General features: G+C 35.9%; 22 protein-coding genes. 16 read left to right on the forward strand and 6 right to left on the reverse strand.

The genetic code is table 11. The features are described 5' to 3' along the window. Positions 1-1,434, forward strand: coding sequence for a SusD/RagB family nutrient-binding outer membrane lipoprotein (locus SJY44_RS15395; protein WP_396590393.1), 1,434 nt, complete (start codon positions 1-3; stop codon positions 1,432-1,434). Between the two features lie 77 nt (positions 1,435-1,511). Here the strand turns inward: SJY44_RS15395 and SJY44_RS15400 are convergent, their stop codons facing one another. The 3 genes from SJY44_RS15400 to SJY44_RS15410 form a co-directional block, all read right to left on the reverse strand. Next, positions 1,512-1,823 carry a rhodanese-like domain-containing protein gene (locus tag SJY44_RS15400; protein WP_396590394.1) on the reverse strand — a complete coding sequence of 104 codons (312 nt, stop codon included), beginning with the start codon at positions 1,821-1,823 and terminating at the stop codon, positions 1,512-1,514. A gap of 74 nt (positions 1,824-1,897) precedes the next feature. Continuing rightward, a complete protein-coding gene (locus SJY44_RS15405; protein WP_396590395.1) occupies positions 1,898-2,515 on the reverse strand; it encodes a thioredoxin family protein in 618 nt (205 codons plus the stop codon). A 6-nt stretch (positions 2,516-2,521) separates the two neighbouring features. Beyond that, a complete protein-coding gene (locus SJY44_RS15410; protein ID WP_396590396.1) occupies positions 2,522-3,076 on the reverse strand; it encodes a TlpA disulfide reductase family protein in 555 nt (184 codons plus the stop codon). A 133-nt stretch (positions 3,077-3,209) separates the two neighbouring features. On the opposite strand from SJY44_RS15410, the gene SJY44_RS15415 reads away from it, so the two are divergent. From SJY44_RS15415 to SJY44_RS15485, 15 genes are all read left to right on the forward strand, one after another. Beyond that, positions 3,210-3,656: a MarR family transcriptional regulator gene (locus SJY44_RS15415; RefSeq protein ID WP_298931317.1), complete on the forward strand. Its 447-nt coding sequence runs from the start codon at positions 3,210-3,212 to the stop codon at positions 3,654-3,656. Between the two features lie 2 nt (positions 3,657-3,658). Further along, positions 3,659-4,291: an NAD(P)H-dependent oxidoreductase gene (locus tag SJY44_RS15420; protein WP_298931315.1), complete on the forward strand. Its 633-nt coding sequence runs from the start codon at positions 3,659-3,661 to the stop codon at positions 4,289-4,291. 41 nt (positions 4,292-4,332) lie between these two features. Next, positions 4,333-4,908, forward strand: a complete 576-nt coding sequence (locus SJY44_RS15425; protein ID WP_396590397.1) for a YceI family protein — start codon at positions 4,333-4,335, stop codon at positions 4,906-4,908. 271 nt (positions 4,909-5,179) lie between these two features. Continuing rightward, complete coding sequence (locus tag SJY44_RS15430) at positions 5,180-6,940, forward strand: Ig-like domain-containing protein (RefSeq protein ID WP_396590398.1); 1,761 nt, start codon at positions 5,180-5,182, stop codon at positions 6,938-6,940. A 236-nt stretch (positions 6,941-7,176) separates the two neighbouring features. Next, positions 7,177-8,574 (forward strand): anthranilate synthase component I family protein, encoded by a 1,398-nt coding sequence (locus SJY44_RS15435; protein WP_396590399.1) that lies wholly within the window; start codon positions 7,177-7,179, stop codon positions 8,572-8,574. A 2-nt stretch (positions 8,575-8,576) separates the two neighbouring features. Beyond that, positions 8,577-9,158 (forward strand): aminodeoxychorismate/anthranilate synthase component II, encoded by a 582-nt coding sequence (locus tag SJY44_RS15440; RefSeq protein WP_298931303.1) that lies wholly within the window; start codon positions 8,577-8,579, stop codon positions 9,156-9,158. Further along, a complete protein-coding gene (trpD, locus tag SJY44_RS15445; RefSeq protein ID WP_298931300.1) occupies positions 9,139-10,131 on the forward strand; it encodes an anthranilate phosphoribosyltransferase in 993 nt (330 codons plus the stop codon). The genes SJY44_RS15440 and trpD overlap by 20 nt, the downstream gene beginning before the upstream one ends. Further along, a complete protein-coding gene (gene trpC, locus SJY44_RS15450) occupies positions 10,131-10,916 on the forward strand; it encodes an indole-3-glycerol phosphate synthase TrpC (protein WP_298931297.1) in 786 nt (261 codons plus the stop codon). The genes trpD and trpC overlap by 1 nt, the downstream gene beginning before the upstream one ends. After that, positions 10,913-11,548, forward strand: coding sequence for a phosphoribosylanthranilate isomerase (locus SJY44_RS15455; protein WP_396590400.1), 636 nt, complete (start codon positions 10,913-10,915; stop codon positions 11,546-11,548). The genes trpC and SJY44_RS15455 overlap by 4 nt, the downstream gene beginning before the upstream one ends. A 26-nt stretch (positions 11,549-11,574) precedes the next feature. Next, a complete protein-coding gene (gene trpB, locus SJY44_RS15460) occupies positions 11,575-12,756 on the forward strand; it encodes a tryptophan synthase subunit beta (RefSeq protein ID WP_396590401.1) in 1,182 nt (393 codons plus the stop codon). Further along, entirely contained in the window at positions 12,753-13,514 is a 762-nt protein-coding gene (trpA, locus tag SJY44_RS15465) for a tryptophan synthase subunit alpha (protein WP_396590402.1), read from the forward strand. Before trpB ends, trpA begins: the two co-directional genes overlap by 4 nt. A 21-nt stretch (positions 13,515-13,535) precedes the next feature. Then, the gene (locus SJY44_RS15470) at positions 13,536-15,041 is read left to right on the forward strand and encodes a M20/M25/M40 family metallo-hydrolase (protein ID WP_396590403.1); all 1,506 of its coding nucleotides are present in this window, start codon (positions 13,536-13,538) and stop codon (positions 15,039-15,041) included. A gap of 84 nt (positions 15,042-15,125) precedes the next feature. Continuing rightward, positions 15,126-15,470: a hypothetical protein gene (locus tag SJY44_RS15475; RefSeq protein ID WP_298931283.1), complete on the forward strand. Its 345-nt coding sequence runs from the start codon at positions 15,126-15,128 to the stop codon at positions 15,468-15,470. A gap of 10 nt (positions 15,471-15,480) precedes the next feature. Next, complete coding sequence (locus SJY44_RS15480) at positions 15,481-16,359, forward strand: hypothetical protein (RefSeq protein ID WP_396590404.1); 879 nt, start codon at positions 15,481-15,483, stop codon at positions 16,357-16,359. 211 nt (positions 16,360-16,570) lie between these two features. Beyond that, positions 16,571-16,996 carry a LytR/AlgR family response regulator transcription factor gene (locus SJY44_RS15485; protein WP_396590405.1) on the forward strand — a complete coding sequence of 142 codons (426 nt, stop codon included), beginning with the start codon at positions 16,571-16,573 and terminating at the stop codon, positions 16,994-16,996. Between the two features lie 7 nt (positions 16,997-17,003). On the opposite strand, the gene SJY44_RS15490 is transcribed toward SJY44_RS15485, so the two are convergent. The 3 genes from SJY44_RS15490 to SJY44_RS15500 form a co-directional block, all read right to left on the reverse strand. Continuing rightward, the gene (locus SJY44_RS15490) at positions 17,004-17,681 is read right to left on the reverse strand and encodes a uracil-DNA glycosylase family protein (RefSeq protein WP_396590406.1); all 678 of its coding nucleotides are present in this window, start codon (positions 17,679-17,681) and stop codon (positions 17,004-17,006) included. After that, the gene (locus tag SJY44_RS15495; RefSeq protein WP_396590407.1) at positions 17,681-18,277 is read right to left on the reverse strand and encodes a hypothetical protein; all 597 of its coding nucleotides are present in this window, start codon (positions 18,275-18,277) and stop codon (positions 17,681-17,683) included. The genes SJY44_RS15490 and SJY44_RS15495 overlap by 1 nt, the downstream gene beginning before the upstream one ends. 238 nt (positions 18,278-18,515) lie before the next feature. Further along, a complete protein-coding gene (locus SJY44_RS15500; RefSeq protein WP_396590408.1) occupies positions 18,516-21,071 on the reverse strand; it encodes a phosphoenolpyruvate carboxylase in 2,556 nt (851 codons plus the stop codon). Positions 21,072-21,102: the final 31 nt, after the last annotated feature.

Raw genomic sequence — 21,102 nt, forward strand, 5'->3', positions numbered from 1 at the left:
ATGAGAACAAAAATACTTATCGGAATGTACTGTACTTTCTTAATGTTTTCATGTAGTGAATCATTTGAAGAATTGAACCGTAACCCCAATGCTATAACAACAGAAGAACTACTACCTCCAAACTTGCTGGTAAAAGGAACTATGTTAGCAAATATATCCTTGAACATGAGTCATCTTCAACGTATTTCAGGAATGTGGTCAGGACAGTACCGAGGTGAAATAGCATTATATCTAGGGCTGTACAATTATGATTTCTCATCAGAAGAGTCAAACAGTGGATGGGGGTATCTTTACAATGGCATATTAAAACAGAATAGGGAAATAGCCAGATACTATAATTTAAAAGGAATTGACGGTAAAGGCATACTCATAACGGCAATTACCCGTATCATAGAAGCTCATGCAGTTGGGACCGCAACTGTAATTTGGGGAGACATCCCTTACTCCGAAGCCGTAGTGGAAACCATAGAGGATCCAAAATTTGATTCCCAAGTAGACGTATATCAGTCTTTACAAATTTTACTGGATGAAGCGATTGTTTTATTGGAAAGCGATGTCATAGATGACAATTTATCAGAAGATATCTTCTTTGAAGGCGATAAAGAGAAATGGAAAGAAACAGCTTATACACTCAAGGCCAGGTATTATTTACAGACCAAACAGTATGATCTAGCTCATGAAGCTGCAAAGAAGGGTATATCCACCCATGAAAACACAATGAGGTTTACACCTTTGGAAACAAGAATATTGGGAACCGAAAATCTATTATATCGTTTTATGATTGGTGGGCGAAGAGGTTATATGAGTGCAGATGACACCTATTGCAGAAATCTTTTAAGCACCAATGAAGGCAATAGAAATAATGCAAAAACCAATGAAAAAGCAAGAAGAAACTATTTAAATGCTGGCGCATCCACAGGCACTGGAAGAACAAACATTATAAACGGCGAACTTACACCTATGAATTTGGTAAGCTACCAAGAAAATTTATTGATATTGGCCGAAACTGCTGCAAGAACCGTTTCTTTTGGAGAAGGACTTTCTCAATTGAACTTGGTCAGGTTTTTTTTAGAGTCTGAGAATTCTTTTGATTTAAGATTTTCTTCCGATGAGGACGATAAAGTATATCAACCCTATGAAGAAATCGATTTTGAAATTGATGGAATGGAAAACCCAGATGGCATTGATAAGAACCGGGCCTTATTAAGAGAAATAATAGAAGAACGTTACGTGACTGGTTTTGGCACCTTTATCCCATGGAACGATTTAAGAAGACTACAGAACGAACCTGATATTATGGTACCTGTTCCATTCAATAAATCAGATATTTCTATCCACCCTCAGCGCTTTATTATTTCACAAAATGAATTTGAGTCTAATTCCAATAGCCCAAGTGGCCTATCCATTTTTGACCCCATACCCATAAACCAATAAGTGCTTAAGCTTGTCTATAAAAGAAATCCTGTAAAACCCATTTGATGACGGTTCAGAATATTCCGAAAAGATTAGGGTTAACCAACCGTTTCACCTTCCCAATTCATAAAACCACCTTCCAGGTTATACGTATTTTCTATTCCAACACTGTTCATGATAGCACAGGCTTGAGCACTTCTGTTACCCGATCTGCAGTACACATAGAAATTTTTTGACTTGTCCAGCTTTTCAATTTCATTCAAAAAATCTTGCCCCAAATAAATATCTATGTTGGTAGCATTCTGTATGTAACCCTCCTCTACTTCTTCTGGAGTACGCACATCCAGTACAAAAGCGTTTTCGTCATTTTTTAACTGATCCGCCCATTCTTCTTGTGATAAATCTGACATTTTTAATAATTTAAGTTCTGCAAAAATAAAAATCCGGAGCATTACTCCGGATTTAAATCGTTGTATTCTTCTAATTAAACTTTTATACTGCATCCAATAGCACGCGTAGTAGTGGTTTTTATCTCTTTTCCGGCCAACATGGAATCCACGGCATTTTCAACAAATTTCTCTTCAACTTCGGATGCATCTCTACTATTGTCGTCAATAGCACCTATATATTTAACTACATTACCATTTGAAGTTTTTTCCAATAAGTACACATGTGGTGTTCTTGTTGCTCCATATTGCGGATATATTTTTTGACCTTCATCCAACAAATATGGAAAGGTAAATCTTTTTTCAGCAGCTCGGGTTTTCATAGCTGCAAAACTATCTCCAGGTTTTTTCTCTGGATTATTGGGGTTTATGGCAATAATCGGAACACCCAATGGCTTGTATTTTGCATACAAAGCATTAATTCTATCCTCATAAGCAACAGAATACGGGCAAGTATTGCATGTGAAAATGACTAAAAACCCTTTTGCGTTTTCAAAATCTGAAAGAGAAACCATCTTACCATCAACATTTTTCAATGAGAAATCTGTAGCGGTATCCCCAATGCCATAACCTGCATCGGTACTAGTAAATTTTGAAGAAAAAGCACCTAATAAAACTACCAGAGCCAAAAGGCCCAAAACTTTAAGCGTTTTCATATGATATCAATTTATGAATTTGTTCAGCTCTTCATTTAGTTCTTCATACGTAAGCCCTTGTTCATAAAAACTACGCTTGTCTTTATTATATATTAAAGTGGCGGGTATACCCCCACCCCATTCTTCAGCAACTTTTGGAATCCAATCATTTTGCTTGGGGTCATCCAGAATTATCACCTTTGATTTAAGGTCTTTCTTTTCAACAAAGGGTTCCAACTTAGATTTCCACATAGAAGGCATATCAAGACTCACTAAAATAACCTCAACATTATTATTCTTTTGTTCAGCATTTACTTTTTCAAAATAAGGAAGTTCTACAATGCAAGGTTTACACCATGTTGCCCAAAAATTAATAATGTAAGTTTTGTCATTTTCTTTATACAACAAAGGTTCAAAACTTTCAAAATCATAAATAGGGAATTTCACCTGATTACCTAGTTCAGATTGTACTTCAGCATATTCAGGTTGTGCATCTTTCTCTTTATTATCAGTCTTGGTCTTACCATTGCAACCAGATGTTATAAATAACATTAGCATTCCAAAAAACATCAAGTATTTCATTCTCTGCATTTTATGTCATTAAAAGTAAATAAAGAGATTTTCCACAATCTACTTTTAACAAAATTTTATCTGTTAAAGATAAGGACAATATAGTTTATCATTATATATTTGTATATACAATTATTGTACTAACATGAATGTAGAAGAAATCATAAAAACGGATATAGAGCTCCCTTTAAAGACAAGGACTATAATCCACTTTGCTTTGGTGAGCAATAAAATAAATGAGCAATTTGCTCTTGCTCTCAAGCCCTATGAAATTTCACAACAGCAATTTAATGTGTTGCGAATTCTACGGGGACAAAAAGGCAAACCGGCAAACTTATCTACTATTAACGAGCGTATGGTTACTAAAATGAGCAACACAACGCGTTTGGTGGATAAGCTTATAATGAAAGATTATGTGAAGAGGTGGGTTTGCGAATCCAATAGACGCAAGGTGGAAATCTTGATTACGGCCAATGGTAGAAACATTCTGGAGAGAATTGACAAAACTATGGAAGGTGTGGAAAAAGAAGTACTTCAGAATTTTACCAAAAAAGAACTTGAAGAATTAAATGTATTACTAGATAAATTTTAACAATGAACAACGTTTTAGAAAATAGGACATGGCGTTATGCCACAAAAAAGTTTGACAGCACCAAAAAAGTATCGGATAGTGATTTGGAAGTACTGCTTGAAGCCACAAGATTAAGTGCTTCTTCCTATGGATTGCAACCGTACCATGTTTTTGTTATTACCGATAAAAAAATTAGAGAGCAGCTGAGACCTGTTTCATGGGGGCAATCCCAAATTACAGACGCTTCTCACTTAATCGTTTTTGCCAATATTACAGATTTTGGAGAAGAGCTAATGGATGATTATGTCAGCAATGTCAGCACAACCAGAAATATCCCCTCGGAAGGTTTAAAAGGTTATAGTGACTTTATGAAATCTAAATTACTGGATTTATCCACAGACACAAAAAATGTTTGGACAGCAAGACAAGCTTATATTGCCTTTAGTAATATGATGCAAGCTGCCTCAGAATTAAAAATTGATACATGCCCAATGGAAGGTTTTGAATCTGAAGCATACAATGAAATTCTAGGGCTTTCAGAGAAAAACCTTAATGCTTCTGTAGTATTGGCAGTTGGTTATCGTTCAGATGAAGATGAAACCCAGCATTATGCAAAAGTTAGAAAATCAAAAGAAGAATTATTTACCCATATATAAATATTAAACCTTAATTAAAACAAGAATTTAAACACAAAATCATGAAAAAGACAATTTTAAGTTTAGCGTTGACAACAGTATTCGGATTAACTGCAATTGCCAGTCCAATTGATGGCGAAAAGAAAGCCGTAAAAGTTGATGAAAGCACCGTAACCTGGAAAGCTTATAAAGTAACAGGGTCGCATACAGGAACCATTGCCTTAAAATCAGGTGCTTTAGAATTTGAAGGAGACAAGCTTACAGGTGGAGAATTTGTGGTAGACATGACCTCTATTGCAAATACAGACCTAGAAGGTGATTACAAAGGCAAACTTGAAGGGCACCTTAATTCTGATGATTTTTTTGGAACGGCAACAAATCCAACATCAAGTTTAGTCTTTACCAAAGTTGAAGCATCCGGGAAAAACTCTTATAAAGTTACTGGCGATTTAACTATAAAAGGTATCACCAAGCCTGTAACTTTTGATGTTTCCATTTATGGCAACAAAGCAACTGCTACATTAAAAGTAGATAGAGCGGCGTATGATGTAAAGTATGGTTCTGGAAGTTTCTTTGATAATTTAGGAGACAAAACAATTTATGATGAATTTGATTTGGTAGTTGATTTGCAACTATAATCAATGCTAGTTTAGTGTTTTGAAAATCCCGCTTTGGTTTATCCTAAGCGGGATTTTTACTTGTAGATTTTTAATTAACTTTAAAGAAGAAGCCATAAACTCATTGGTAAAATTTTATATCTAACATTTCTCAAAGATATGTTACAACAATCTATAGTATTGATTTGGTGAAATTTACTTGCATTTTTTAGAGTGAAATATGTATCTTCACAAAACCTATTAATGCTAGAATATTTTCCGCCCCAAGAATATCCTAATTAAAAATTTTACCATGAAACTAACAGCAAAAGGACTCTTGTCCTTCTTTGTCACGGCTATCATACTGCTGTGCACCAATTCCTGTAGCAAAGAAGAAAATAGTATTGCCGCTACACAAGTTAAATTGAACAAATCGGTCTTGGGTATCCAAGTCGGAGAAACCTACAAACTGGAAGCCTCTTCCGATTTAAAAAACACTACAATAGAATGGAAGAGCAATAAAACAACCGTTGCTACTGTCAGTAATGAAGGGCTTGTTACGGCCGTATCTCCAGGCACAGCAATCATAACAACAGAAGTAGGCAATGGAAAAGCCATTTGCACGGTAGTGATAAAAGAGAAGGAATTAATTCTTGAACTTAATAAGGAAAACCTAACCTTATTCTCTTTCCCAACATACAAAGAAACGCTCCAAGTCATAACAGATATAGGAGATAATAACGTTACTTGGGAAAGTAGTGATGAAAGTGTTGCCACCGTAAATGAAAATGGGGAAGTAGTTCCTCTAGCAGTTGGCGAAACGATGATTAGCGCAAGTGTGAACGATGTCACTACAGTTTGTATAGTTACTGTGATTGAAGGTCCTGTGACCTTACTCGAATTGGATAGGGTGGAATTGAAAATGGATAAATTCGATACCACCAAACTAAATATCTCATCAATAGAGACACAAGCTGAAGAAACAGGGCCCGAAGTATGGCAAACCAGTGACGAGAATTTAGTGAGCGTTGATGATGAAGGTAATCTAACTTCTTATGGATTGGAAGGTACCGCAATAATAACATTAACAATAGACAATCTCACTGTCGAGTGTTTAGTTACGATAGGCCCAACAATATATGTAACTGGGGATGATGGCGATATAGTTAGTTTGTGGCAAAACGAGATAAGTACAACCTTTACCGATGAGAATAGTGATTCTAATGGAAATTTTGTTTATGTGGACGGCGAAGACGTTTATGTAGTAGGTTATACCAGTAATGGTGCCGAACGAATTGCAACGGTATGGAAAAATGAAGAGATTTTGTACAGTTTAACTGATGGTACTAAAGATGCCAAAGCAAAAACTGTAATCATTGATGGCTTAGATGTCTATACAACGGGATATGAAGATGATGAACAAGGTGATAAAATTGCCAAGGTCTGGAGAAATGAAACGATTTTATATGAATTGACCGATGGAAGCAATGACGCTTTGGCCTATTCTACCTATATAGATTCTGGAGACATTTATACAGTAGGGTATGATAAAAATTTGAACGATACCCTTGTCAGTAAAGTATGGAGAAATGGGTTGTTGCTCTACACCTTGACCAATGGTGATTTTGACTCCATTGCAAATTCAGTACACATAATTGCGGGTGATATATATGTAGCAGGATATGAAAAAAATCCGAACAACACTCTTGTAGCAAAGGTTTGGAGAAACGATACTGAACTTTATGCGCTAACAGATGGTCAAAACAGTGCCAACGCATATTCGCTTTATCCAGATGGTAATGATATTTATATAGCAGGTTATGAAAATGATAATCAAGGAGGTAGGGTTGCTAAGGTGTGGCTAAATGGTAATGAGTTCTATGACCTTACTAGTTCTACAGATGAAGCGCGTGCGTATTCCGTATATATTTACGAAGACGATATATATGCGGCCGGATATGAAGAAAACGATGAAGGAATTGAGGTTGCCAAAGTCTGGAAAAATGGTGAAGAACTCTATGAATTAAGTAATGGTAGTGTAGATACAAGGGCCTACTCGGTTCATGTAGAATAACAGAAGGATAAAAAATGAAAGTCCCACTTTAGGCTATCTTCAGTGGGATTTTTAATTTTAAAGCTCAAAGTTTGCAAGTTTAAATTTCATTTCTATCTTTGAGGTAATGAATTTAAGAACAGTTAATACTTGGTGGTGGATGAATTTACGTCGAATGTCGTGAACTAGTCCCCCATTGTAATCATATAGAGGCTTGTCATCACGACAAGCCTTTTTTAATTTATCACTATTTTGAAATGACCTATAAATTACAAACACACTATAAAAAAATTCTAGCCGACACCATCACACCGGTTAGTGTTTACCTAAAGATTAGGGATAAGTTTCCCAACAGCATTTTGTTGGAAAGTAGCGACTATCACGCCAATGACAATAGCTTTTCCTATATCTGCTGCAACCCCATTGCTTCAATCAAGGTTCAAAATGAAGTTATCACCCAAACCTTTCCAGATGGTTCAAAAGAAGAGTTTCCAATTTCATCCACTACAGATGTCACAGAAATTGTTCATGATTTTGGTAAAAAGTTTTCAGTCTCTAGTAATGGTTTCAAATTTATAAACAACGGTCTTTTTGGATATATGTCATATGATGCCGTTCGTTATTTTGAAGATGTGGAAATTTCATCAAAAGAGGACTCCATTCAAATACCGGATATTTATTATGCCGTGTATCAAAATATCATCGCAATAAACCATTTTAAAAATGAAGCATACCTCTTTGCTCATTGTTTTGAAAGTGAAAGCAATGTAGATGAAATAGCACAGTTGTTCAATGTGAGGAATTTTGCTTCCTACAACTTTTCAAAAGAAGGAGACCCAAAATCCAACTTAAAAGATGAAGAATATAGGGAACATGTAAAGTTGGCAAAAAAACACTGCCAGCGAGGTGATGTATTTCAGTTGGTTTTATCTAGAAGATTCTCCCAAGCATTTAAAGGAGATGAGTTTAATGTGTATAGGGCATTGCGTTCCATAAATCCATCACCATATCTCTTCTATTTTGACTACGGGGATTTCAAAATTTTCGGAAGTTCTCCTGAGGCACAGCTAATCGTAAAAGATGAGAAAGCAGAAATCCACCCCATTGCAGGAACATACAAAAGAACAGGGAATGATGAGCAAGATGCCGAACTGGCAAAGCAACTAGCACAAGATGATAAAGAAAATAGCGAACATGTAATGCTCGTAGATTTAGCTCGAAACGACCTTAGCAGAAATGGAAATACTGTAAATGTTGAAACCTATAGAGAAGTACAATATTTCTCTCATGTGATTCACTTAGTATCTAAAGTAACGGGGCAAAAGAAAAAAGACATCTCCACAATGAAAGTTGTTGCAGATACCTTCCCGGCAGGTACCTTAAGTGGTGCGCCAAAACATATGGCCATGCAACTCATTGAAAAATATGAAAAAACTAGTCGCGCCTATTACGGCGGTGCTATTGGCTTCATGGATTTTAAAGGCAATTTTAACCATGCCATTATGATCAGGACATTTTTGAGCAAAAATCATGAATTACATTATCAAGCAGGAGCTGGTCTAGTGGCTGCATCTGACCCTGAAATGGAATTACAAGAAACCTATAATAAATTAGGTGCTTTAACAAAAGCATTGGAAATAGCGGAAACTATCTAAGCATGGGAAGAAAGATTTTAATGATTGATAATTACGATAGTTTCACTTATAATTTAGTGCACTATCTGGAAGATTTAGATTGCGATGTTACGGTAAAACGTAATGACCAATTGACCTTGGAAGATGTTGAAGCTTTTGATGAAATTGTACTGTCTCCTGGACCAGGAATTCCAGATGAAGCAGGTTTGCTCAAAGAAATCATTAAAACGTACGCACCTACCAAACGGATCCTTGGTGTGTGCTTGGGGCAACAGGCTATTGGGGAGGTTTTTGGAGGCACGTTGGTTAACTTGGAACAAGTCTATCACGGAATTGCAACCACTATTACAGTTACCAAAGAAGATGTCATTTTTGAAGGTATGCCAAATACAATTGAAGTAGGCCGCTATCATTCTTGGGTGGTCCATCCAGACTTGCCAGAAAGTTTAGAAGCTACATCAGTAGATGAAAATGGGCAGGTAATGTCCCTAAAACATAAAACATACGATGTTACTGCAGTCCAGTTTCATCCAGAATCCGTTTTGACACCAGAAGGAAAACAAATGCTAAAAAATTGGTTAGAAAATGAAAGAGACACTCAATAGACTCATCAACCACGAAATCTTGGCAAAGGAAGAAGCCAAGCAAATTTTGGCAAATATTGCTAAAGGTGATTACAATACATCGCAAATAGCAGCATTTCTTACAGTTTATATGATGCGTAGCATCACTATAGAAGAGTTAGAGGGTTTCCGGGATGCCCTTTTAGAACTTTGTCTGTCCGTAGACCTATCCCATTACAACCCCATTGACCTATGTGGCACGGGAGGTGATGGGAAAGACACTTTCAACATTTCTACATTGGCATCATTTGTTACTGCTGGGGCAGGAATAAAAGTGACCAAACACGGAAACTATGGAGTTTCTTCTAAATGCGGTAGCAGTAATGTCATGGAATTTTTGGGCATCAAATTCAGTAATGAAGCAGATTTTCTTAAAAAATCCATTGATGAAGCTGGCATTTGCGTTTTGCATGCGCCGCTTTTTCATCCTGCCATGAAAAATGTGGCACCTATCCGAAAAGAGCTTGCGGTAAAGACCTTTTTTAACATGTTAGGGCCTATGGTAAATCCTGCTTTTCCAAAAAACCAGATGGTGGGTGTATTCAACTTGGAACTGGCTAGAATGTATGGATATCTTTATCAAAACACAGATAAAAATTTTACCGTCCTGCATGCATTAGATGGATATGATGAAATTTCTTTGACCGGGGCAACAAAAACTATTTCCAATGATTCTGAAGGAATACTTACCCCTACTGACTTTGGTGTGAAAAGCATTTTACAAGAACAAATTACAGGAGGAGATGATGTAGCACAATCAGCGCAAATATTTCTGGACATTTTAAATGGTAGAGGTACTGAAGCTCAAAACAATGTGGTTTGCGCTAATGCGGGGATTGCCATTTCAACAGTTGAAGGTATAACTCCAAAACAAGGTTTTGAAAAAGCAAAGGAATCGCTCTTAAGCAAAAGAGGCCTGGGGGCATTAAAAAAATTACAAGAGTTAAGTGCATAATGAATATTCTAGACAAAATAGTAGCAGATAAACGCAAAGAGGTTGATTTAAAAAAGTCGCTGATTCCTGTTTCGCAATTGGAGCAATCCATTCTTAGCAATCGAAACACTGTTTCTTTGGCTGCTGCACTTAGAAATAGTAGTTCTGGAATTATTGCAGAGCATAAGCGGCGCTCGCCTTCAAAATCAGTTATCAATCAAAATTTAAATGTCCAGGATGTTGCTGTAGGTTATGAAGAAGCTGGAGTTTGTGGTATGTCCGTTTTAACCGATGGCAAATACTTTGGAGGTTCATTGGATGATTTGTTACTGGCTAGAGCTGTTGCAAAAATGCCATTGTTACGAAAGGAATTCATCATTGATGAATATCAAATTTTGGAAGCAAGAGCAAATGGAGCCGATGTAATTCTATTAATAGCTACCATTTTATCAAAAAAAGAAATTAAAACTTTATCAGAAACAGCTAAAAATTTAGGATTAGATGTGCTTTTAGAAGTGCATAACGAAGAAGAATTGTATAAATCTATTATGCCTAGTTTGGATATGTTGGGGGTAAACAACCGGAACCTAAAAACATTTGAGGTAAGCTTGGAAACCAGCAAGAGTTTATCAAAACTGATTCCAGATGAATTTGTAAAAGTTTCGGAAAGTGGAATAAGTTCTATTGATGCCATTAAAGATTTAAAGCAATATGGATATCAAGGTTTTCTGATTGGGGAGAATTTCATGAAAACCGATAATCCCGGTAAGAGTGCCACTGAATTTATAAAAGCCATGGAATCATGAAACTAAAAGTCTGCGGAATGAAATACAATCCAGAAGAAGTTGCTCAACTGCAACCAGACTATTTGGGTTTTATCTTTTGGGAACCTTCCACACGCTATTTTGATGTTGACATGTTAGACATACCAAAATCCATTAAAAAAGTTGGAGTTTTTGTAGATGCCTCTATTGAAGAAGTACTTCAAAAAGTTGAAAAGCATGAACTGAATGCGGTGCAATTACATGGAACAGAAACTCCTAAATTCTGTAAAGATGTCATGCAGAGCTTGTCGAAACATAGACAAGATAAACTGGAAATCATCAAAGTATTTTCCATAAAAGATGATTTTGACTTTTCATGCCTTAAGGCTTATGAAGAATCTTGTGATTATTTTATGTTCGATACCAAAGGAAAATTGCCTGGCGGTAACGGTTATGCATTTGATTGGAACATCCTTAAAAAATATCCATCAACCAAACCTTATTTTTTAAGTGGAGGCATTGGATTAAATGAAATAGACAGCTTACTAGCTTTTTTAGAAAGTCCAGCCTCAAAACAATGCTACGCTATTGACGTCAACAGTAGGTTTGAAATAAAACCAGGCCTAAAAAATATGGAACAACTAGAGAAATTTAAAAAATTGCTATTTGACTAGCATCAACTTTAAACTGTTAACCAAATATGAGTTACCACGCTAACGAAAAAGGATATTACGGAGAGTTTGGAGGAGCTTTCATCCCAGAGATGCTCTATCCCAATACGGAGGAACTTCGCCAAAATTACATTCGCATTATGGAAGAACCTTCTTTTAAAGAAGAGTTTGATCAATTACTCAAAGATTATGTTGGGCGCCCTACCCCACTGTATTTTGCAGAAAGACTATCGAAAAAATATCAGACCAAAATCTACTTGAAGCGGGAAGATTTATGTCATACTGGTGCACATAAAGTAAACAATACCATAGGTCAGATTTTAATGGCAAAAAAACTTGGCAAAAATAGAATCATTGCTGAAACAGGTGCAGGACAACATGGGGTAGCTACAGCTACGGTTTGCGCATTAATGGGTATTGAATGTGTGGTATACATGGGTGAAATTGATATTGCACGCCAAGCGCCAAATGTAGCCCGAATGAAAATGCTGGGTGCAGAAGTACGACCCGCTTTATCTGGCAGTAGAACTTTAAAAGATGCCACGAATGAAGCCATAAGAGATTGGATCAATAATCCGGTTGACACCCATTATATTATAGGTTCCGTGGTAGGCCCACATCCTTACCCAGATATGGTCGCGAGATTTCAATCCGTGATTTCCGAAGAAATCAAGGCACAGTTATTGGAAAAAGAAGGCGTTGAAAATCCTAATTATGTGATTGCCTGTGTTGGTGGAGGTAGTAATGCTGCAGGAGCGTACTATCATTATCTAGATACTCCTGAAGTTGGAATCATTGCGGTGGAAGCAGCAGGAAAAGGTATTGATTCTGGAGAAAGTGCGGCAACCTCAGCATTGGGTAAAGTAGGGATCATTCATGGCAGCAAAACCCTTTTGATGCAAACCAATGATGGTCAAATTACCGAACCCTATTCTATTTCAGCAGGATTGGATTATCCTGGTGTGGGGCCAATGCATGCACATTTGTTTAAATCAGGTAGAGGGGAATTTATTTCTATCACAGATGATGAAGCCATGACCGCAGGTTTGGAAGTTTCACAACTGGAAGGAATTATTCCAGCTATAGAGACTTCCCATGCCTTTGCCATTTTTGAATACAAAAAATTTAAAAAAGATGATATCGTAGTCATCAACCTTTCAGGGCGTGGTGATAAAGATTTACAGAATTATATTGATTATTTTAAATTATGAACAGAATCAATCAAAAATTAAAAGAAGACAAAAAACTTCTCTCCATATATTTCACGGCGGGTTACCCTAGTTTAAATGATACAGCTGAAATAATCCAACACCTTGAACAGAATGGTGTTGACATGATTGAAATAGGTTTGCCTTTTAGTGACCCATTGGCAGATGGTCCCACAATCCAGGAGAGTTCCACAGCTGCGCTGCGCAACGGTATGAATACTGAATTGCTGTTTGACCAGTTAAAGAAAATTAGAAAGACCGTTTCCATTCCGTTAATCATGATGGGATATTTTAATCCAGTGTTTCAATACGGGGTGGAGGCCTTTTGTGAAAAATGCCAAGAAATTGGTATTGATGGCATTATTCTGCCAGATTTGCCTTTGGATGTGTATCAGGAAGAGTACGAAACCATTTTCAAAAAATATGGCCTAATCAATGTCTTTTTAATAACCCCACAGACTAGTGAGGAACGTATTCGTGAAATTGATGAAGCTTCTGACGGTTTTATTTATATGGTAAGTTCTGCTAGTACGACTGGGGCAAAAACAGGTTTTGGGGAAAAAACCGAAACCTACTTTGAAAAAATCAATGGTATGAATCTTAAGAATCCTCAAATTGTTGGCTTTGGTATCAGTAATTCAGATACTTTCAATCAAGCTACCAAAAAAACAAAAGGGGCTATTATTGGTTCGGCATTTATAAAACATTTGACTCAAAATGGAGTTGAAAAAATTGATAAGTTTGTAAGGGGAATTCGCTAAATTGAACTCAAATTCAATTCCATGTTTTCAATCAAAAGATTTGTATTTCTATTTACCATAACCACTTGTTTTTCAGCTTTCTCTCAAGATTCAATCGCTGTAAAATCTGAAGTGAAGGATGCAATAAACGAACTTAAAGATTTTGTTGCCATTCCAAATGATGCACTTAACGCGGATGATATCGATGATAATATTTTTTGGTTAAAGAAAAAGTTTGGCGAACGGGGGTTTAATACTACGGTATTGGAAACTGAGAACCTACCTCTTTTTTTTGCTGCTTTGCCTATGGAAGATTCCAAACCAACAATGCTTATATACATGCATTTGGATGGTCAGTCTGTAGACCCCTCAAAATGGGATCAGCCGAATCCATATGAAGCTGTTTTGAAAAAGCCGGTTGAGGATGGTTTTGAAACCATTTCTTTTGATGCTTTGGAGAAGGACATCAACTACGATTGGAGACTATTTGGTCGTTCAACCTCAGATGATAAAGGACCTATAGTCATGTTTTTGAATGCGATTGACCTGCTTAAAAAAGATAACAAGGAGATTCCCTTCAATATTAAAGTGATTTTGGATGGTGAAGAAGAAAAAAGCAGCAAACCATTACCAAAGGCTGTAAAACAATATAGAGAATTGCTTGAGGCTGATTTTTTGGTCATCAACGATGGCCCTGTCCATCCTTCAGGAGATCCAACAGTAGTATATGGCTGTCGCGGCATTACTTCTTTGACTCTTACCTCATATGGTCCAATAACTCCGCAGCACAGCGGACATTATGGAAACTATGCTCCAAATCCTGGGTTTCAACTTGCCCAATTATTGGCGAGCATGAAAGACAAAGAGGGTCGTGTGACTATTCCTGGATATTATGATGGCATTTCCTTGGACGATACTGTTCAGGAAGTTTTAAAAAGTGTACCTGACAGTGATGCAGCAATTTCGGAAAAACTTCAATTTAAATCTGCCGAAAAGGTAGGTGGGTTCTACCAAGAAGCTTTGCAGTACCCTTCTTTAAACATTCGAGGATTGGGTTCTGGTTGGGTAGGAAAAAAAGCGCGAACCATAGTGCCAGAAAGTGCAACGGCTGAACTTGATTTGCGTTTGGTTCCTGAAAGTGATGGAACCCGATTAAAGAAACTGGTGAAGGACCATATTACCAAACAAGGATTTCATGTTTTGAACCATATTCCATCTAAAGAAGAACGTATGGCTCATGATAAAATCATTACGGTAACTGAAGGTAGTGTTACCGATGCTTTCCGCACCAACTTGGACAATTCCTACGGAAAATTTTTAGTTGAAACCCTAAGAACCTCTTTTGAAAAAGATGTGGTTCGAATTCGTATCATGGGAGGGACAGTTCCGATAGCGCCTTTTATCAACGAATTGAAGATTCCTGCATTTATTGTCCCAATGGTAAATGCGGACAATAATCAGCATAGCCCCAATGAGAATTTAAAAATTGGGCAGTTGGCGTATGGAATTAGAGCATTTTATGGAATTTTGAGTACTCCTGTGCAATAGAAAATTTAATGATCAAAATCATTTTTTGTTCTTGTTAGCAATGTCTATTTTAGTTGTTTAAGAACTCTTTTTTGAAACTTATTAATGAAAAAACTTCATCATATATACATCATTTCTGCATTTTTGCTCTCCTCTTGCAGCCCTAAAATTTCATCCTTAATCACTAAAGATTATCAATCGTTAAAATATGATGAAAAAGTTGTTGTACTTGGGTTAAATGAACAGCAACCAGCTAATGCAGAGGTGCTTGGAGTTGTTAAAGTCAGAGATACCGGATTCAGCACAAAATGTAATTATGAAATTGCTTTGGACAAAGCCAAACTTGAAGCGCGCAAAGTAGGTGGTAATACTATTAAAATTACCAGACATAAAAAACCAGATCTATGGAGCACATGCCATAGACTTGATGCGACCATTTTAAAAATTTAAAATAACATCAATGAATAGAACCTATCTCATACTTGTTCTGCTTCTTATTTTTGCTCAAACCGCCAAATCCCAAGATTTAATTGTTACTAAATCCAATGATTCCATCCATTGTAAAATTACTAAGCTCAAAAAAGATAATATATATTTTGTTTTTAAAAGCAAGGACCAATATCAAAGTACTTTAATTCCCCTTACAGAAATAACCTCCTATCAATATGACTTTAGCGAAGAGAATCTTATTCCTAAAAAGGAAATACCAGGACATGTTGAATATTCCAAAATTAGAATCTCGCTTCATGGGGGTTATAGTTATCAAGCAGGAAAAATAAATGACGGAGGATCTCAAGAATTAAGAGAATATTTAAAAGAGTTGAGACCAGGATATCATTTTGGTAGTGACTTTACTTATTATTTTGCCGAGTCTTTTGGTGTAGGAGTTAAATACCAACAATTCGGAACCTCTACAGATATTACAAATGTTGTATTTTTTGAGGCTATAAATAATGGGCCAGTTATAAGACAATTGAAAGATGATATAAGTATATCTTTCATTGGAGCTTTATTTTCTGGAAGATTTTACAATAAAACAAAGCTCAATGCTTTTCTATTTAATGCATCTATGGGTTACATGACATATTCAAATGACGCGATATATGAAAATGCTATAAAATTGAAAGGGAATACAATAGGTTTTGCTTCGGATATTGGATATGATATAGGCATAGCTGACAACTTATCGTTAGGTTTCCAATTATCAACAATTTTTGGTCAATTAAGTGAATTAGAAGCAGAAAACGGTACTGCACAAGAATCTTTTGATATTGCCAGAAACGAAGGAGGTGGATTAGGAAGATTTGATTTTTCAATAGGCCTAAGGTTTAATTTATAGAAGAGTTAGTTCTATCAACTCACTCAGTTCTAACGAGTATAAATTTGTTCTTATCCACAAACGGCAATTAACTTCGATGTACAAAATCCAAGTTTATGTAAAAATCATTAAAACCATGATTTCATCCTAATAGAAAAGCTATATACCTCTATTTCTCTTTACAATCTTGTAGGTAAAACTAACTTTGGTCTAACTTATTTACCTACTTATTATGAAATATAGTGCACTTGTCATAGATGACTCCTCAATTCAACGTTTAGCCACATCTGTTTTGGTCAAGAATCATCCAAATCTAGAATTAATAGCTTCTTATGAGAATCCGTATAATGGAATCAAAGCCATTTATGATCATAAAGTGGATATCGTCTTTCTTGATGTGCTAATGGAGAATGTTGATGCGTTTGAGTTATTAGATAGTATTGAAATAAACTCCGCAATTATCATGAATTCAACTTGGGCAAATTTTGCAGAAAAGGCTTTTGAATATGGAATCAACGATTTTTTGATGAAACCAATGCCTAAAAAAAGATTCGATATTGCTGTTGCCAAAATCATAAAGCAAATTGAACAGACGAAAGTCAAACAAATCAAAACCTTTCCTTTTTCAGAGTTACTTTCCAATTTTGACCTTAACTAAGGTATATTTAAAAAAACTCTTTGTATTGCATCACCCTGAAATCCAACGTATTGAATTTGGGATCTTTAGTTTTTAAATCTTTATAAACTTGTAGACTTCCAACTGCCCTATTGGCAGCACCAGATGGTGCAGTCAATGATACGGTTTTTACCATTCTAGACTTCTCGGTTCCGATCGATGTCATGGGTAGTTTAAATTGATGTATTCTAGGTACCTCGCCAGAAACCACATCTAATTGTATTCCATATTCTTTCAACTGTTTTCTAAAAAAATATTCAGGACCGTTCTTGCTGTTTCCTCCAGTGAATAACAGCGTATTTACATTTGTATATTTCTGCAAATACATTATCAAATCTCTAAGTTTAGCATTTTGCATTCCCAAATCAGATGCATCAATTTTATGCCTCTCTGCACTACCCACAATATCGCAAACACCTATTTTTCTTTTTAATAAGAACTTTTTACGTTGCTCTGCAGCTTCAGCGGTAGTTTCATACTTTAGATTTAAATCAAAAATTCGGTCCAAAATAGGCCAAAGCATTCCATTTCTGCTACCATAACAAAAGTCAACATCGTCCTTTTTTAACTCACCAGTAGTAAATCTTGGGGGTGGCAAAGTGCCTACAATCAATTTTGTGGCCTCTGGAAAAAGAAATGGTTTATAGGGATGAATATGTTGAAACATTAGGTAAGTTCAGCTACTTCTTCTTTCGCTTTTTTAATTAAATTTCTATTCATTTTATTACCCTGTTTAGACATATTTTCAGATTCTGAAATCATCTCATTGTAAATAATTTTCCCATCCTCAAGCTTTTTCTGTCTTATCAAAAACCGAGCAAGTTCTAAACGCTCCATAAAATTTGAGTAGGGAGCGTCAAATGTTCGCAACTGTTCCTCCGCCAATTCGGGAATATCCTTTTTATCCAATGCCATTCCATATAAAAATGATGCTTTAGATTTTTTGAACTTAGAATTACCTTCTATTCTTTTTGTATACTCAATTACTTCTTTAAAATTTGATGAGTAATAGTATGCTTCTATTACCTTAGAAATTACATAAAAATCATTTTTAAAAACATCTTTCAAAGAAGATTCATAGTGACTAATGGCATCACTGTACATTTCTTCTTCTAAATAGGCATCGGCAAGTGCAACCTGATTTTCAAAGGTCTCAGAAAATTTGAGTTTCTTTTCTAAATCTTTAATTTTCTTGGATGGATTAATTACTGTAACCAAATTCTCCTGAACTTTTTCAATATCCCCTTTTCTAAAAACATTCATAAAAAGATAAAGGAGAGAACCAATAAGGGGAAGAAAAATTATTGCAAAAATCCAATAATAACTATTTCTATTGGTGTAACAATGATAAATACAGAATCCTTGTAAGGCAATAATTAAATAATAATACATTGCCTAAAAATAAAAACAATCAATCAAAAAACAATTAGGAATTACATCAGAATAAAATTAAACTGAAACAAGGCCTACAATCAATAGAAATCATTCTATAAATTAGTGTTTATGCCGAATTTCTGCTAGCGTTAATATTTCCGTACAATGACCTTGTAACTATTTTTTCGTACAATTCTTTGTATTCAGAATTCTGGGTAATATGATACAATGCGTTTTGCTGAATGACCAATAACGGAAGAACGATCTTTTCACGAATCTTTACAGATTCTCTTGAGACCGCCTCATCTTCCATCAAAATTTTATGTCCAGAAATCTGTAAAAGCATCTTTTTTGAAAGTTGATACTCATCATGGAGTATGTTCCAAAATTCTCCAAACTCCTGGTCTTCTTTCATATAACTGGTCAGCTCAAAATTGGTCTTGGCCAACGACATCATACTGTTCATCATCAACGCTCTAAAGAACGGCACTTCTTTGAACAACCTTTTTACATCTTCCAATCTTCCTTGTTCTCTAAAGGCCTCAATGGCAGAACCTAGACCAAAATAACCAGGTACATTTTGCTTTAATTGGCTCCAGGAGCCTACAAAAGAAATTGCTCGTAGATCTGAAAGTTCCAACTGTTTTTTGCTGCCCCGTTTTCCTGGACGGCTACCAATATTAGCTTTGGTATAATACTTCAACGTACTCCTGTTCTCTAAATATGGGATGAATTTTTCGTGCTTTTTTAATGCATCGTACTTGGCAAAACTTAATTCTGACAACTCTTCTATCAACTTTCGTTCATTAGCTGAAATCACATGTTCCTTCCCATAAAGGTTATTGCTCAACCCAGCAGTAAGTAATTGTTCTGCATTGTGGATAAACTGCTCTTTGGTACCGTAGGTACTAGTAATTGTCTGGCCCTGAATGGTAAGCTGTATTTCGTGATTTGCCACATCTTTGGTCTGTGCAGCATAAAAACGGTGGGTTTTACCACCTCCTCTTGCTGGCGGTCCTCCCCTACCATCAAAAAACATGGCTCTTATACCGTTCTTTTTACAGACCTTACTCAACGTTTCTTTTGTTTTTAGAATGGACCAGTTTGCCTTTAGATAGCCGCCGTCTTTAGTTCCGTCTGAAAAACCGAGCATAATGGTATGATCGTTTCCTCTTCGCTCCAAGTGGTCGCGATAGCTAGGGATATCAAAAAGGGTCTGCATTACCTCTTCAGAAGCATCCATTCCTTTCATTGTTTCAAAAAGTGGAACAATATCAAAGGTGATCTCCTTTTCTTCCCAACCACACCATCTAAACAATCCAAATACAAAAAGGATAGAAAAAATATCCTCTGAATTACTAATGATGTATCGATTGCATCCGTCTTCACCATTGCTGTTCTGTATGCTTCTTAATTGTTGAATATTAATCAAGGTATCTTTTACAATATCTTCATCAAAATCGGCGGGGTCAAGTTTTAAATCTCTTTTAAGTAGCCATTCCAACAATTCATCTTTGCTCAATTCTTCAAGATTATCTTTAATGGCTCCATTCTTTTTTAGAACGGTCTCAACCGTTAAATAATGCTTGCTATGATCTTGACGAATGTCCAAAGTCGCAAAATGTGTTTTAAAAATATGAACTCTATCAATTAGGTTGTTTAGATCATCCAAATACAAGCCGTGATAACTCTTGTTTAATTTCTCCCGGATTTTGAGCAGCGATTCAATTATTTCTGGATAACCAATAACGAACTTGGCATCAAACATAGCCCTGTACAACTTATTATTCAACTCTGTTAAGTCCTGTTGCAAGTCTTTAAATGTCAATTTTTTGCGCAATGCTTTTAGCTCATTGTAGTAGCATTTCATCAGTGTAAGCCTAAGCTCATCTGCTACTTGCCTAGTGATTTCAGCTGTTACAAAAGGGTTGCCGTCGCGATCTCCCCCGGGCCAAAAACCCAATTTCATAATATTGTAGTTAGAAAAGTCTTCAGCTCTAATATTACTTTTTACATACTGAAACAATTCACCAATCGCATCATAATAGGTGTGCCGTAAAATGTAAATAATGTTTTTTGCCTCATCTAAAGGTGTAGGCTTTTTTGCATTTATCAGAGAGGTCAACCCCAATTGTTGCAGGGTAACATCTATCTCATTGACTTCATCCTCATTGATCAACGATTGCATTTTTGAGATAATGTCCAGAACCGCTGGGGTATAAAATTGAGTGGGATGTGCCGTGAGTACGATTCTTGCACTAAATGTTGACAATTTCTTGGCTATTTTATCCCAGTTCTTGCTTTGATCTACTAACTCAAAATAGTCTTTAATGGAAAGTGAATTGCTATATTTTTGCAGTTTGGAAAAGGCAGAATCTTCAACACTGTCATACAGTACAACCTGACGTTCAACATATTGAATAATCCTGAACATAAAATCCAATCTCTCCCGTTCGTCTTTGATATCCACAAAATTTGTGAAAAATATTTCTAGGATTTGCTGGGGAGTCTTTCCTTCTTTTAAACCTTTTTCACATTGGTCGAACAAAAGTGGAACCAGCATAATTACATTTTCTATGTTCCGATAGGGTAATGTTAAAAATAGGCTGTTATAAATATTGAATTTATTGGTTACCGATTTTTTAAACTCTTCTAAACGCTTTGTTTGTTGTACTGAATTCATCGGTGGAATGTGTTTCTAGATTATTTTTAAA

This window comes from Allomuricauda sp. R78024 (assembly GCF_044596045.1).
Lineage (GTDB): Bacteria > Bacteroidota > Bacteroidia > Flavobacteriales > Flavobacteriaceae > Flagellimonas.